This is a genomic window from Iodobacter sp. BJB302 (assembly GCF_002735645.1).
GTDB lineage: Bacteria > Pseudomonadota > Gammaproteobacteria > Burkholderiales > Chitinibacteraceae > Iodobacter.
The window spans coordinates 1-15761 of the sequence record NZ_PDZG01000024.1; the positions used below are offsets into that span (position 1 = coordinate 1).

10 protein-coding genes and 1 pseudogene are annotated in these 15761 nt (G+C 49.6%); 2 read left to right on the forward strand and 9 right to left on the reverse strand.

Features of this window, described 5'->3' with window-relative positions; all coding sequences use genetic code 11:
• Positions 1-207 precede the first annotated feature (207 nt).
• A pseudogene (locus CSQ88_RS09640) lies at positions 208-623 on the forward strand (DDE-type integrase/transposase/recombinase); the annotation flags it as partial.
• 50 nt (positions 624-673) lie between these two features.
• Here the strand turns inward: CSQ88_RS09640 and CSQ88_RS09645 are convergent.
• From CSQ88_RS09645 to CSQ88_RS09670, 6 genes are all read right to left on the reverse strand, one after another.
• Entirely contained in the window at positions 674-1090 is a 417-nt protein-coding gene (locus tag CSQ88_RS09645) for a hypothetical protein (protein ID WP_099397896.1), read from the reverse strand.
• A complete protein-coding gene (locus CSQ88_RS09650) occupies positions 1083-3131 on the reverse strand; it encodes a hypothetical protein (RefSeq protein WP_218963057.1) in 2049 nt (682 codons plus the stop codon). Before CSQ88_RS09650 ends, CSQ88_RS09645 begins: the two co-directional genes overlap by 8 nt.
• Positions 3128-4726 (reverse strand): site-specific integrase, encoded by a 1599-nt coding sequence (locus CSQ88_RS09655; RefSeq protein ID WP_143449456.1) that lies wholly within the window; start codon positions 4724-4726, stop codon positions 3128-3130. The genes CSQ88_RS09650 and CSQ88_RS09655 overlap by 4 nt, the downstream gene beginning before the upstream one ends.
• Positions 4716-5897, reverse strand: coding sequence for a site-specific integrase (locus tag CSQ88_RS09660; RefSeq protein WP_180273616.1), 1182 nt, complete (start codon positions 5895-5897; stop codon positions 4716-4718). Before CSQ88_RS09660 ends, CSQ88_RS09655 begins: the two co-directional genes overlap by 11 nt.
• A 248-nt stretch (positions 5898-6145) precedes the next feature.
• Positions 6146-6649 carry a single-stranded DNA-binding protein gene (gene ssb, locus CSQ88_RS09665; RefSeq protein WP_099397899.1) on the reverse strand — a complete coding sequence of 168 codons (504 nt, stop codon included), beginning with the start codon at positions 6647-6649 and terminating at the stop codon, positions 6146-6148.
• A 23-nt stretch (positions 6650-6672) separates the two neighbouring features.
• Positions 6673-8061: an MFS transporter gene (locus CSQ88_RS09670; RefSeq protein ID WP_099397900.1), complete on the reverse strand. Its 1389-nt coding sequence runs from the start codon at positions 8059-8061 to the stop codon at positions 6673-6675.
• Positions 8062-8246: 185 nt separating this feature from the next.
• On the opposite strand from CSQ88_RS09670, the gene uvrA reads away from it, so the two are divergent.
• The gene (uvrA, locus tag CSQ88_RS09675) at positions 8247-11108 is read left to right on the forward strand and encodes an excinuclease ABC subunit UvrA (RefSeq protein WP_099397901.1); all 2862 of its coding nucleotides are present in this window, start codon (positions 8247-8249) and stop codon (positions 11106-11108) included.
• 97 nt (positions 11109-11205) lie between these two features.
• On the opposite strand, the gene CSQ88_RS09680 is transcribed toward uvrA, so the two are convergent.
• From CSQ88_RS09680 to CSQ88_RS09690, 3 genes are all read right to left on the reverse strand, one after another.
• Positions 11206-13119, reverse strand: a complete 1914-nt coding sequence (locus tag CSQ88_RS09680) for a FimV family protein (RefSeq protein ID WP_099397902.1) — start codon at positions 13117-13119, stop codon at positions 11206-11208.
• An 8-nt stretch (positions 13120-13127) separates the two neighbouring features.
• Positions 13128-14264: a PilT/PilU family type 4a pilus ATPase gene (locus CSQ88_RS09685; protein ID WP_099397903.1), complete on the reverse strand. Its 1137-nt coding sequence runs from the start codon at positions 14262-14264 to the stop codon at positions 13128-13130.
• Positions 14265-14487: 223 nt separating this feature from the next.
• A complete protein-coding gene (locus tag CSQ88_RS09690; protein ID WP_099397904.1) occupies positions 14488-15528 on the reverse strand; it encodes a type IV pilus twitching motility protein PilT in 1041 nt (346 codons plus the stop codon).
• Positions 15529-15761 lie beyond the last annotated feature (233 nt).

Here is a 15761-nt window from a genome sequence, read left to right on the forward strand (position 1 = left end):
CTCCCGCCACTGAGCCACGCGCAGTAGCCACTCCCCGCGCCGCGTCTGCAAATCCCCCATAAATCCTCCTGCTTGATAAAAACCTCAGCATGACGAAAAAAGGAAAGGGCGTTTAGATGGGAGGGCTGGGCGCTTACGCTGGATTAAACGCTATGCCACGCCTTTGCCAGAACATGCGCAAACAAGTGCACGCCAAGATGAAATTCGGCAAGACAAGTTATAGGTTGGTCGATGGGTGCACGGATGGACCGTGAATTGGCGATTAAAGCTTTATTAATTGCAGTTTGGCGGCGTCAACCCAAGCAAGAGGTCTTAGTGCATTCGGACCAAGGTAGCCAATTTAGTAGTGATGATTGGCAAGACTTACTGCGTGCGCACAATCTAAAGCCGAGCATGAGTCGGCGAGGTAATTGCCATGACAATGCGGTCGCGGAAAGTTTCTTCCAGCTATTGAAGCGGGAACGAATCAAACAACAAACCTACCTTAACCGAGAGGATGCGCGTCGAGATGTGTTCAATTATATCGAGATGTTTTCACCCCCAGGCGACGCCATAGTTTCAATAATGGGTTATCACCAGTAGAGTATGAAAAGCAGTATTTCGAACGGCTCGGAAGTGTCTAGAAAACCCGGGACGATTCAGAGCCCCCAATTCTTGATCAACAGATTAGCAATCATTTAGCATCCTCGGTTCGCTCCCGGTCAATTCGAGGAAGTTCCGCATTAAGCTGGTGTTCTTTAAGCCCATGCTTGTAAGCGTTGTACTGCCACTTAACGAACTGCTCGAGCAACATGTCATTCTTCATTTTCAACTCGTCGTTCTCGGTCTGAAGTCGTGCGATACGCTGTGCAGCCACAGCTAAGCTACTTGGCATCGCCGTCCTTGGTCCATGGATTTTCAGACCAGACTTCTTGGCGGAATAAGCGTCCTTGATTGCCGTGTGAGCATTGAGAGTCTGCCTGGTTGGCGTTTTTCCAATGACCTTTGCTGAGGCTTCGCAAACTTCGTCCCAAGTAAGCTTATCAGCCAGCCAACCGCGAATAATATCCACAATTGCATCGACATCAGTCTGCTTCAAGTGTTTAGCCATAACTATCACCCAACAATCGCGAAAGGTTGGAAAGCAGCGCGGTATCCGGCACTTTTTGCTCTACAATCCCCGATTCAACCACCTTGAGCCTGATCACCCGGCGCAGGTGACTGTAGTCTTTGCCATCACACAACTTAATCTGTGCTCCATCTGGAACCTGGGCGCTTTCCAGAATCTCAACGAGTTGTCGTAGCCGCTCTAAGGTCTTGAGATGGTACTCATACCACCTATCGGCACCAGCATACCCATTACTGATGGCAGCCTGAGCCTCAGTGAAATCCTTCTCTACCTGAGCCAAGCGCATCTTGATACGTGTTAATCGCTCACAGTTATCCTTGCCCTGACCTTTGATACAAACATGCTCTTCACAATTGAGACAATCGCGAAATTTTTCGCACGGTGACATGATGAAGTCGTGAGCGCACACCCCCCATAGGCTAACATGCATCGCCCCCCGCTCCATCAAATTGATCTCCTGCTTTGACACAGGAACATGCTGACTCACCTCACCTTTCGGGCCAAAAAGCGTAAGAGAGGTATCCAGAGCTTCTGCCTTGGCAACCATCTCCCATTCGCTCATGTGGTTGTAGACACGGTTCTGCTTTTTATCTGCCCGCCCAGCCCACTTGGCAAGCTGCTCTTGCGTCAGGCCGCCACGATTAGCGAGCGTAGTGAGCAGATGACGAGCCTGATGGGAGGTCAGTTTTAAACGATCGCCATTTCCTGTTTTGAACCCATATCGGTCAAAGATGCTTTGATGATGACCAGGCAAACTCTCACGCGGACTAAGGTCGTTATTGAAGATGCTATTGGTTGGAGCCCAAAGAATTACTGGGCTTGTTCCCCGTTGGGAGCCAATGAGGTTGCGAGACATGCAAAAGAGGGCATTGCTGTACCTGATTTTCTTTTCAATATTTAACCAAGGAAAACCATCCGGTTGATCGTTTATTGTTTGCTGCCAAAGACGATTTAAGGTGTGTACACCGTCCTTTGCCGTGATCTTTATATTACAAAGGGCAGTTCTGCAATCTTTCCGAGTTTCACTTTTAAACCCTAAGAATGCACACACTTGGAACATAGTAAGTGGTTCATCATCTGCAACATCAGGACATTGCTCGTGTCGATAAGGCGTACTTGGATTATTCCCAATCCATTCGGCAAGTTGCCTTGGTTTACTAGTAAGGACACGGATACGTCGTACGGCCTCTTTTGCGATTGGAACCATGACCTCAGGTATCCACTTTATATCCCCTTCGTAGCTCTTGCCCGAAAAGAAACGCCATCCGTATTGAATGGCTCCATCAGTATCTCGCTCTTCAACTTCGCAATCCACTGGCAAATCCAAAATCTCAGATATACGCACAGGTGCACACATCGTCATAGCAAAGGTACTCGATGTAAAAATATCTTTAGGATCAGTCGGATTGTTCGCAAAAATTTCAGCCAATGCACCCAAGGCGGCTTGGTTCGGCAGCTTCTTTTCCTGTATCTCTTTTGCTTTTGTTCCTGTCTGGATACTGATATCACTCGGCTTTTTAATTGGACTTTTCCAGGTACTAAGGTCAGAAGGGATCATGCTCTTCTCAGAAACGAAACAAGCCAACTTTTGAAGCTCTCGCCCGCAATGATAAGCCGCAATTGGCGAATAGTGCCCTCTAGCCAGAGCGGCGGCCTCATCCAGAACTACCGTATCCAATCGAGTAATAGCTGCAGTCCCATGAACTTGCAATAAGGCGGCTTCTATCACGCGCAACGCCTTGGACTCATTCTTGGTCCCGGTTGGATGATGCCCTTGCTGATAGCGAAAGTATGATTTTGCAAAATCGATGAATACTTCATTCATTCGATCAGACTCACCATACCCTTTGCTCTTAACACCAAGTTTTGTGAAATTGGCTGCCTTAGGCCAACTAGTGTCATCCCAACTCAATCTAGATCCAAAAACAGTCAAGTCATACCTGCACATGCGAATGAACTCGGCGAGATTTTCAGATGCTGATAGCTCCGACTTTGGCGAGAAGTGTTTTAGATCAGCCATCATTGACCTGCTTTCGATGCCGCCATCGCCAATTCAGTTCGACGTGCTTCACATCGCTGGATGACATTAATTACTGCGAAAATAGTCCAATCGTTTACCGCTGCCATTGCCATATCACCAGTAACTTCCCGCACACACTCTCGCTCTGAAAGCAGGTCGGCAAGAACCTCTTCATGCGGGCCATCAAGCCAGGGCTGAAAATGATTGCAGGTGTAACAGGGTATTGGCGCATTCGCACCACAAAACCCGTACTGCCCACAGGTCGCCATGCTTTGCCCTTTGAACTTGATGCGATTAGGCAGATCAGAGCCACGCATTGCATCCGATTCACGATCAACTAGAACGCCCTGAAAAGCTTGCGCATAGGGTGCCAACTGCAAGGCCATAGCCTTATTCAGTGCACGAGCATGCTCGGGAATATTTTTGGTATAAACGTCCGCGTTCTGGATATCTGAGTGATCCAGTAATTCGGCGATAACCATTACACCGAAACCTTCTCGCGCAGCCCGTGTACCCTTGGTATAACGAAATCTGGTCGCAATAACTCCGAGCATTTCACCTGTTCGTTCGGAGATGATCTCTCCTGCAACCACAGCCTTTTTCAAGATTGCCGTCATCTGCGCTGATGGTAAATGCAGGTGGTCAGTAGCAAGCAAGGAGCGAAGCTCAACGACGGACGTAACACCTTCAAACGCCACTAAATCCGGGATCAAGGGTAATGCAGCACGATCTGCCTCTTGAAGTTCGTACCCCAAGACCCGCTCAATCGATGAAATGCTGTTTTTTCGTTGTGCGTTAAGAACGATCCACAGTTCCTGAGTCATCGCAAACGTTTTGAAACTATCTCGAAAAACCTCGCCGCGCTGTTTTGTTCTGGGGATGTGGATGAGAAACATCGGCTCACCCTTTTTATTCGTTTTCGTTCCGTCGAGGTCGCTGAGCTTGATGTGAAAAATCTGCTTTGGGCGCCGGCCGGTATGACTAATCAACAAGCAAACGGCCAGTTCAGCCAACGCGATTTTGTCTTGTTCAAAAGCTCTGACTACACCTTCGTTGAAGGCCAACAGTTCGTTATCTGTTAACGGCCCCTCAGTGGGGTCTAATCGCTTAACTGCATCGCCCTTAATGTTCCCCTTGAGCGTCCAGCTTTTCAGTAGATCAATGACATCATCACTGATTCCAAGATGGCCAAGGTTGTGCCATTTGTAGAGGAAACCACGAAGGGCTCCAAGATGGTGCTCTGTTTCTCTTGTCAGGGTGGACCGATAATTTATAAGAGCAGTAGTAGTAATTGTTCGCGTAACCATAACGCGAAGAAACGCATTCATTCTCGAATTTATGTTTTTTACATGATTCGCCGACATAGTTTTTGCGCAATACGAAAGCGACTTTCTATAACCATCCTGCCAGTTCACATCAAAAAGTTTTGATACGCTGCCCACGTTCACCTTGATATTTTTAGCTAACACCCAGAAAATTTCGCGCTCATCAAACCAGTAACCCCCAAGAGATTGACATTGGGTATCGCCTCTGACAACTAGAGACTTTCCGTCAACATCAGTGCCATGCACTACGTCAGCAAGACTTTTATTTATCATTTGGCAAATTCTCTGGGACTCTGGTCATATCTTCTTGGAGCTTTAGACTGGCTTCCAAAGCTTTTTCCCGTGTAAAGCGTTTGGTATAGGTCGCCGCAGTTCCTGAATAAGGCTTCCAGCCCTGCAAATAGGAACGTTGCGCTTCCTGCTCCTCCGGTGTAAACGAGTCATCGCTTGCATCCATGAACTCAGAGAAACGATTATTCCAAGTATGACGAAGCTCATGAGCATGCAGACTGATAAGTTCGGGTGTTGCATCTGCAAGCAGATTAATGACTTTGATTAATGCCGACTTTGACATCGGTTGCCCCTGCGTTGGGCCAGACTTGTGTGTTACCAATAAATATTCATGTTTCCTCGCACCGGGCACCTTGCTACGAAACTGAACAACATACCGATGAATGGCCTGAACAAGTGTGTCTTTCATCGGCAATCGCCGATCAAGTGTTTTCACCAAAGGTTGCCGACGTCTAGGGTCATTCTTCTCATCCGCCCGACGCGCAATGACTATCTGATTTTTGCCCCAGTCAATATCTGACACCCGTAAATTGAGCAATTCACCACTGCGAATACCCAGATGAAGCAGCAGCATAATCAACAGTTGATTGCGGATCTGAATGGACTGATTTTCAAAAGGATTCCGCTCCGAACCAGGCTGGATGATCTCAAGTAATACAGCCTCCTGTTTCCGGACAAGCCCCTTTTCCCGCCCGACTTGGTTACGTCCCTTGTTGAACGGTCGCCGAGATTCAAAACCTTTCTTCATTTTGACGATATCAAGCATTGTCTTTCGCTCAATTAGGCCTGTAAGCAGGATAGTCGCCAGCCACTCCGTATACTTAGCTATATGTGTTAAGCGTATGTATTCGTTTGTTAGCCCAGTTTTCTTGACTGATTTGAGCCCAGACTTACGATTAATATCGATCTCATTACAGTGTGAATTTGCCTTCTCCCTAGCAAAACTGTGCTGACAATAATCTCGGATGGCATCCAGTTCACTTATGGAGAAAAACTTACTCTGCATAAATCGCTCAGATAGATTGATCTGGTGGTCGTCACAATAGCTCAATAGAACATTGATACCTGACAGGGCTGCCTCCATCGCTGCAACTGAGTTCGAGTTATTCCGCACTTGCGTAGTTAGATATAAGTTTGGGTAGTGCATTGGCATCCCTGTTGCCTTATTGAGCAACAAGCAATACCTCTCCCCACTTTGCATTACAAAACTCTTGATTCGATAGTTTTTCAAGTGCATTGGCAACTCATTCCAAGCAGCAAATTTATACCATTTTCAATGTATTGCATTTCCAATAAAAGACAAGAAAATCTTTACAAAAAAATTCCTCGATAGAAACAAAAAAGCCTAGCAAACGCTAGGCTTTTTTGGTATTACTTTACAAAATCACTCTGAGGTAAACCTCAAAACGGGATATCGTCTTCAAAATCATCAAAGCTCTTCGGTGCTGCGGCAGCAGGTGCGGGTGCTGGGCGGCGGGCCGGGGCTGGGGCGGCTTGCTGGTATGCGGGCTGCTGGTTAAAGCCGCCATCGTCATAGCCGCTGTCTGCCGGTGCGCTGTTACCGCCGGAGCGGCCACCTAGCATTTGCATTTGGTCGGCGATGATTTCGGTGGTGTAGCGGTCCTGGCCGGTGGTTTTATCTTGCCATTTACGCGTTTGCAGACGGCCTTCGATGTAAACCGATGAGCCTTTTTTCAGGTACTGCGCGGCAATTTCGGCCAGGCGGTTGTACATGGTGATATTGTGCCATTCGGTTTTTTCCTGCTTTTGGCCGGTGGCTTTGTCTTTCCAGCTTTCGGTGGTGGCAATGCTGAAATTACACACTGCGCCGCCCGATGGCAGGAAACGGTTTTCAGGATCTTTGCCCAGGTTACCGATCAGAATTACTTTATTCAATGAAGCCATTGGTTTATCTCTTGTTTTATCTTTTACAGGGCAGACGGGGCAGTCAAACCAGCCGTCTCTTCAATAAGTTGCCGCGCCGCAGCTTCGTCCCAGCCGGTTTGCAGGACTTTCAGCAAGGCCACGCGTTCATCAATCAAAACGACGGCTTCTTTCACGCCGTCAATTGCGGCAAGTTTAACAGACAGTGCCTGCCCATCGCCTGCCCAATTATCGCCGATGTGGAACATTTGTGTTTTTACCGGCAGCGGCGGTTGCATGCCTGCGGCAAAAAACAGCCAGATCACCATCAGAGCAGCGCAAAGCAAAAAGATCGCCGTCACACTGCCATGCTGCTGATACAGCCAGCCCGCAATGGCCGAGCCTAAAAACATGCTTAAAGACTGGCAGGTATTATAGACACCCATTGCCGTGCCCTTGGCATCGCTTGGGGCAATTTTGGAAATCAGGCTGGGCTGAGTGGCTTCCAGAATATTAAAGGCAATAAAGTACACCGACAGCCAGACCACAATCATGGCCAGATTGGGCATATACAGCGCCATACCCAGCTGGGCCAGCAGCATCAGGCTGATGGCAAAAATAAACACTTCTTTCAGGTGTTGTTTTTTTTCACCATAAATCACCGCCGGCACCATCAGTACAAAGCTGACCAGCACCACCGGCAAATAGACCCACCAATGATGCTCCAGACTAACACCACCCAGCTTAGTCAACAGCAAGGGCATCACGGTAAACATGGCCATTTGCGCCGCATGCAGGGCAAATACACCGTAGTTCATGCGTAATAACTGCGGGTGGCGTAATACTGCAGGCAAACGGGTGGCGCTGATTTCTGCATCAGAATGAAAGCGCGAAACAATCGGATCAGGAATAATTTGCCGCACGCCTATCATCGCGGCGATCGTCAGCAGCGCCGTCAGCAGGAAGATACCCGGCAAACCAATCCACGCCGCCAGGGTGGGTGCTGCCACCAAAGAAATCGCAAAGGTGCTGGCAATACTGCCACCAATCATCGCCATAGCCTTGGTGCGGTTTTCTTCGCGGGTTAAATCAGCCAGCAGTGCGGTAATCGCCGCCGAGATTGCCCCTGCCCCCTGCACCGCACGGCCGACGATCAGCCAGGCCACATGATCGGCCATGGCACACATCACGCTGCCCACCGCAAACAGGGCGAGACCAATATAGATGACTTTCTTGCGGCCAACCCGGTCTGACCACATACCAAAAGGCAGTTGCAATAAGGCTTGCGTCAGGCCGTAAGCGCCAAACGCCAAACCGACCATCGTATGATTATCTCCGCCGGGTAGTTTGCCTGCGTAAACAGCGAACACAGGCAGAATAAGAAACATTCCCAGCATACGCAGGGCATAAAGCCCGGCTAAGCCAAGCGAGGCACGTAGTTCTATTGGATTCATGGCAGCAATTTGAAGTGGGCTCTGGCGTGTTGGAATGACATCCTTACCTGACGCGCGGGCATAAAAACAAGTAAACCATGGCGTTTCAGTGCAAATGTAATGGTCAAGTAAATGCTTCCAACACACTTTCAACAGGAAAGTCCGGTATATTATCTGATTCCTCTTTACTGCAGATACCGGCCTTTATGTCGTACCGTCGTATCGAATCATCCGAAGCCCCGCAAATTCGCATTCGCGGCGCTCGCACGCACAATTTAAAAAACGTTAATCTCGACCTGCCACGCGGCAGCTTAGTTGTGATTACAGGCCTTTCCGGTTCGGGTAAATCGTCTCTGGCGTTTGATACCCTCTATGCCGAAGGCCAGCGTCGCTATGTGGAATCGCTATCCGCTTATGCACGGCAATTTTTACAATTGATGGAAAAACCCGATGTCGATCTGATCGAAGGCCTTAGCCCTGCGATCTCCATCGAACAAAAAGCCACCAGTCATAATCCGCGCTCTACCGTGGGTACGGTGACGGAAATCCACGATTATCTGCGCCTCTTATTTGCCCGCGTCGGCACGCCATTTTGCCCCGAGCATAAGCAGCCTTTGCAATCGCAAACCGTCAGCCAGATGGTTGATCACGTTTTAGCACTGCCGGAAGAAACCAAACTCATGGTGCTGGCACCGGTTGTGGTCGGCAAAAAAGGCGAAAACGTTGATCTGTTTGACGAGCTGCGCGCGCAGGGCTTTGTGCGTGTACGTGTCGATGGCGAAATCTGTGAGCTGGATGAAACGCCTAAGCTGGATAAAAACAAGAAACACACCATCGAAGTGGTAGTGGACCGGCTGAAAGTGCGCGAAGACGTAAAACAACGCCTTGCCGAATCCTTTGAAACCGCCCTGCGCCACGCCGAAGGCCGCGCCATTGCTTTAGAAATGGACAGCGGTAAAGAGCATTGGTTCTCTGCCAAGTTTGCCTGCCCGATTTGCAGCTACAGCCTGCCGGAGCTGGAACCGCGCTTATTCTCGTTTAATAACCCCATGGGCGCCTGCCCTAAGTGCGAAGGCCTTGGGCAGATCACTTTCTTTGATCCTAAGCGCGTGGTGGCTCACCCCGATTTAAGCCTGGCAGCGGGCGCGATTAAGGGCTGGGATAAGCGTAATCAGTTTTATTTCCAGATGCTGACCAGTATTTCTGAGCACTATGGCTTTGATGTCAGCGAAGCATGGACAGAGCTGACTGAAGAAGTACAGCAAGCCGTCCTGCATGGCTCGGGCACTGAGGAAATTGCCTTCACCTATATGAATGAGCGCGGCAATAAGGTTTCCCGCTCGCACGCTTTTGAAGGGATTATCCCCAATCTGGAGCGCCGCTATATTGAAACCGATTCCATGGCTGTGCGTGAAGAACTCGCCAAATACCAGAACAACCAGCCCTGCCCGCATTGCGAAGGCGCAAGGCTGCGTGTAGAAGCGCGTAATGTGCGTGTTGGTGAATGCAATCTGCACGAAGTCAGCCGCATGGCACTCAAAGACACGGCCGTTTACTTTGGTGCTTTAACACTGACCGGCGCCAAAGCGCAGATTGCCGAAAAAATTGTGAAAGAAATTCGTGAGCGCCTCGGCTTTCTGGTCAATGTGGGCCTGGATTACCTCAGCCTTGATCGCAGTGCCGATACGCTCTCCGGTGGTGAAGCACAGCGGATTCGTCTGGCCAGCCAGATTGGCTCCGGCCTGACTGGCGTGATGTATGTGCTGGATGAGCCGTCGATTGGTCTGCATCAGCGCGATAACGATCGCCTGCTGGGCACGCTGCGCCATCTGCGCGACCTGGACAACACCGTGATCGTGGTTGAGCACGATGAAGACGCGATCCGTATGGCCGATTATCTGGTGGATATGGGCCCGGGCGCAGGCGTGCATGGTGGTGAAGTGGTGGCTGCGGGAACCCCGGAAGACATCATGAACGAGCCACGCTCAATTACCGGGCAGTTTTTATCCGGCGCACGGCAGATTGCTGTGCCAGCAGAGCGCCGCCAGCCTGATCCGGAAAAATGGCTGTCGCTGAAAGGCGCTTCGGGTAATAACCTGAAACAAGTTGAGCTTAAGCTGCCAGTGGGCTTATTTGTCTGCATCACCGGCGTATCAGGCTCGGGTAAATCTACGCTGATTAATGACACGCTGTATACCATTGCAGCGAAAGAGCTCAACGGTGCATCGGGCGAGCCAGCACCATTTGAAAGCATCAGCGGGCTGGATCACTTTGATAAGGTGATTAACGTCGATCAATCACCCATTGGCCGCACACCGCGCTCTAATCCTGCCACCTATACCGGCATGTTTACGCCGATTCGTGAGCTGTTTGCCGGCGTGCCCACCAGCCGCGAGCGAGGTTACGGGCCGGGGCGGTTCAGCTTTAACGTAAAAGGTGGCCGCTGCGAAGCGTGCCAGGGCGATGGCGTACTGAAGGTAGAAATGCACTTTCTGCCCGATGTGTACGTGCCTTGCGATGTCTGCCACGGCAAACGCTACAACCGCGAAACGCTGGAAGTGCTCTACAAAGGAAAAAACATCACCGAAGTATTGGGGATGACCGTCGAGCAGGCACTGGAATTCTTTACTGCCGTACCCACGGTAGCGCGTAAGCTTAAAACGCTGACCGATGTGGGCCTAGATTACATCCGCTTAGGCCAAAGCGCTACCACGCTGTCTGGTGGTGAAGCGCAGCGGGTGAAGCTGGCGCTGGAGCTATCCAAACGCGATACCGGCCGCACGCTGTATATCTTGGATGAACCAACCACCGGTTTGCATTTCCATGATATCGACCAGCTGCTGGCGGTATTGCATCGCCTGCGCGAGCACGGCAATACCGTGGTGGTGATTGAGCACAATCTGGATGTGGTGAAGACTGCAGACTGGGTGATTGATCTGGGGCCAGAAGGCGGCGCGGGAGGCGGGCGTATCTTAATGAGCGGCACACCAGAAGAGTTAGCAGCCTGCACAGAAAGCCATACCGGGCAGTATCTGGCTAAAACTTTAGCGGCGCACCAAACGCTGTAGTGACCAGCCGTGGTTTAAATAAAAAACGGCTTAAGCATGCTTAAGCCGTTTTTTATTCATTTAAATCCTGCAACGCACACTTCCACATGGAGCGCACTCAGATTTGTAATGGAATCAGCACATCCAGCCACTTGATAGCAGTCTGCCTTTGTTCCATCGTGCCGCGGTAAAGCAGCTGCTCCAGCGTCTGGCAGGCACCGTATATGTCCTGCTGCTCCAGATGCTCTACCACTAACTGTAAAACCGGGTCTTCGGTCTGGAAAAAGGATAAATCCAAACCGGATATCTCTGGCAGCCTGACTTCAAGCGAAGATAAGGGATCAGGCATTTCTACAGAAAAATCGATCTGCTCCGGCACACTGCGCCAGGGGTCTGGTTTATACTCAACCAGCTCACCGGTTGCAAAATCCACATGTTCAATTTTGCTTTCAGGCACTGCAAAGCTCATGCCTTCCTGGGCAAACATCAGCGGGCTGGCTGTTTCATCAAGAGACAAATAAAGCGGGTTATCCGGATCTAAAGCCCTGCCCATACCCTGCACTTGCTGCCACAGCCCATCGCTGGAAAACTGCAGGCGAAAGCCAACGGCCCTGTTTTGAAACTCCTGACGCATACCCTGAGTCACATACACATCAAACAGCATCATCCATAAAGCTAAAGAGCTTGGATACTGCTCAATCTCGCTTTTCAACAGATTTACGGCCTGCGTAACCAAGCCGTGATCCAGCAGCATCTGCGCTTCTTCTGACACATTTTTGGGCTGTACCACATCAACATCATCCCGGCTCCAGTCTGATGCAGCCTGAGAAAAATTGCTCATCGCCCCCATCAGCAGGCTTCGGTCTGGCACCGCGTCCATAAACCGCTCACTCAGCGGTACGCCCCCCGCCCCAGAGCTGTATGCATTCTGCCCCAGCGGAAAAATATCCATATCGGCCTGCGCAATCCGGCGCTGCCGCTGCATTAAATAAATGGGGGGAATAAACAATAAGAGCAGCAGCCACCAGGCGCTTGGCCAGCTGAAGCGATTAATTCCGGAAAAAACAGGCGTGTTATCACTGGGTATTTCTGTTTGAGATCTGCCCTGGACGGCTGCTAATTGTTTTTCCAGCTGGCTGATCTGATATTTAAACTGCAGTAGCTGCGCGGCCTGATCATCGCTCTCCAAAAGCTGCAAGCGCTCCCGGGCACGCAAGCTTTCATCCGGGCTTAAAGGTGTTTTTGTCTGGCTGGATAAAAGCGACTCGGATAAACGCAGCTGAAAGCCGCCCTGCGCAAGGCGGGGCAAAGTAGGCGCGGTAATTTGTAAAGACTCTTTGGCTGGCGCAAGCAATTGCGCTTCAGGCTCGGGCGACCTCTCATCACTGACAGCCGCATTAGATAGTAATCGCTTACGGTCAGGCAGCCTCACATCGGTATTCAGCGGCAAGCGGGCATGGGTGTTTTGCGCCAGATCCGGGTTTAAGCGGTAAATCTCATCCACCATCCGGGCCCTGCTGGCCCTATCCTGTGGAAAATAGGCGCGGGCAATCCGCTCTACTGAATCGCCCTCCTGGCTTTGCCAGACCCCTGAAAAGGCAGGCAAATTGCGGCGGGGTGCAGGAGCAAGCGGTGCTAAATCAGCACTTTGCTTGCCCCGGTATTCACGCGGGTCGAGTAAAACATTGTAATCACGCTGAAAACTTGCACTTTTTTCGCTGGGGCAGCGCAAACGAATCGAGAAATTAAGCAGAGGCTCCTGCAAAGGCTCATCGCCTCTTAAGGTAAGCACACCGCCATTTTCATTCGATTCAAACGATAAGCGGGCACTAAAATGCGCGGTGCTGGCTTCACTGGCAGGCAACAGCCGAAAGCAATGAGTGCCCAGCTCCTCACTTTCGTTGGCAATAATATTAATCTGGGCATTAAAGCGTTCACCCAGCGCAGACCGAAGCTGAATATCACCCAGTACGGCGGCATGCGCAGGTTGGACAAGTAAACTTGAACAAATTAAAAATTGAATAAGTCGCATAAGCAGGTTTAAACAATATCAAGATGATCAAGGCCAGAAAGAATATCAGTGTGTTTAGCCTCAGAACCTTGCAACTTAATACTCAAGCGCAAATCATTCACCGAATCAGCATTACGCAAAGCATCTTCGTAAGTGATTTTTCCGGCTTCATAATGATCAAATAAGGCCTGATCGAAGGTCTGCATCCCAAGCTCGCGCGATTTTTTCATAATTTCTTTGATTTCGTGAACTTCACCTTTAAAAATCAATTCTGAAATCAAGGGGCTGTTCAGCATCACTTCTACAGCGGCCACGCGGCCTTTGCCGGTACGGTGCGGAACCAGGCGCTGCGATACAAATGAGCGCAAGTTTAAAGACAAATCCATCAGCAGCTGCTGACGGCGCTCTTCAGGGAAAAAGTTAATTATCCGGTCCAGCGCCTGGTTGGCCGAGTTAGCATGCAAGGTAGCCATGCAAAGGTGGCCGGTTTCAGCAAAAGCAATGGCGTAATCCATAGTTTCGCGATCACGAATCTCACCAATCAGAATCACATCAGGAGCTTGGCGCAAGGTGTTTTTAAGCGCAGCCTGCCAGGAATCAGTATCAACGCCCACTTCACGCTGGGTCACAATACAGTTTTTGTGCGCATGCACATATTCAATCGGATCTTCAATGGTAATGATGTGATCATAACCATGCTCATTGCGATGGCCAATCATGGCGGCGAGCGAAGTCGATTTACCCGATCCCGTACCGCCCACAAAAATCACCAGCCCGCGTTTAGCCATGGCGATATCGCGCAGCACCGGCGGCAAGCCTAAATCGTCAAGGGAAGGGATTTCAGAATTAATAGTACGCAGCACCATGCCCACATGGCCTTGCTGCATAAATGCATTCACCCGGAAGCGGCCAAGCTGGCCGGGGCTGATAGCGAAGTTACATTCTTTGCTCGCTTCAAAGTCTTCAGCCTGGCGATCATTCATAATCGCCCGTGCTAATTCTTTACTGTGCTGAGCCGTTAAAATCTGATTGGAAACAGGCGTTACTTTCCCATCAATCTTCATCGCAGGCGGAAACTCAGAAGTAATAAATAAGTCTGAAGCGCCTTTGCCACGCATATGCCGCAAAAGATCATGCATAAATTTTGCGGCCTGTTCTTTTTCCATTTTTCTTTTTCCGCTATGCGTTAACCAAAAGGCTGTGAAGTCATTATTATTAAACCAGCGGTATCTTACTTGATTAATAAGTAATGTGATTAAAAAAACATGCCAAACGCTTCAAGAATCACATTGCAGCCAATTGCTTAACGGGTTTATGACTAAAAAAAAGGCAATCATGATTTAAGTAAATACCACGCTTATACCACCATTGCCTCTGATCTGAATTAAATCAACCGCGGAAATTATCAGGAATCGCCGCTTTCATTCTTGCTTCAGGTAAAGAAATAATGTTGCGCTGCAATAAACCCTGCAGGCACTGATCCAGTGTTTGCATACCAAATTGCGATCCGGTTTGAATCGCCGAATACATTTGCGCAATTTTATTTTCACGAATCAGGTTACGAATCGCCGGAATACCAATCATCACTTCATGCGCAGCCACACGCCCGCCTTCTTTCTTTTTTAGCAGGGTTTGTGAAATAACCGCACGTAATGATTCGGACAACATCGAGCGCACCATTTCTTTTTCTGCGGCCGGGAATACGTCAACCACCCGGTCGATTGTTTTAGCGGCAGAAGACGTATGCAAGGTACCAAACACCAAATGCCCCGTTTCAGCAGCCGTCAGTGCCAGACGAATAGTTTCCAGATCGCGCATTTCCCCAACCAGAATCACATCCGGGTCTTCACGCAAAGCAGAGCGCAAAGCGTTAGAGAAGCTCATGGTATGCGGCCCCACTTCGCGCTGGTTAATCAGGCATTTTTGCGAGGTATGAACAAACTCGATCGGGTCTTCAACCGTTAAAATATGGCCATATTCATTGGCATTGATATAGTTAATCATCGCCGCCAGGGTAGTTGATTTACCCGATCCGGTCGGGCCGGTAACCAGTACGAGGCCCCGTGGTGTTTCGGCAATTTCCTGGAAAATACGCGGGCAGCCCAGCTCTTCCAGTGTTTTGATATCTGATGGAATCACCCGGAAAACAGCACTTGCCCCGCGATTTTGCACAAAGGCATTCACCCGAAAACGCGCTAAACGCGGTATTTCAAAAGAAAAATCGCATTCCAGGGTGTCTTCGTAAATCTTACGCTGGCCGTCGTTCATGATGTCGTACACCATATCGTGCACGTCTTTATGCGAGAGAGCGGGCGTATTAATCCGGCGAATATCCCCGTCTACCCGAATCATCGGAGGCAAACCAGAGGAGAGATGTAAGTCAGATGCCTTATTCTTTACGGTAAAAGCTAATAATTCTGAGATTTCCATTGTTTAATCCTGTCCGCATAATAGGTTTTCGCGTAATAATGCCCAAGCAGCCTGTCGGACTGAAGACTGATCTACTGCAGAAAAGCACGTTTTGGCCATATCTAGAGAATTTTTAAATTTAAGAAGCCCGGCTTCAAAAATCCTCTACATATCACCCGAACCAACAATGTCCTCTTTTATAAACACTCAAAAGAAGACCTGCTGACAAAACAGATGATTAAATCTGTTCAAGC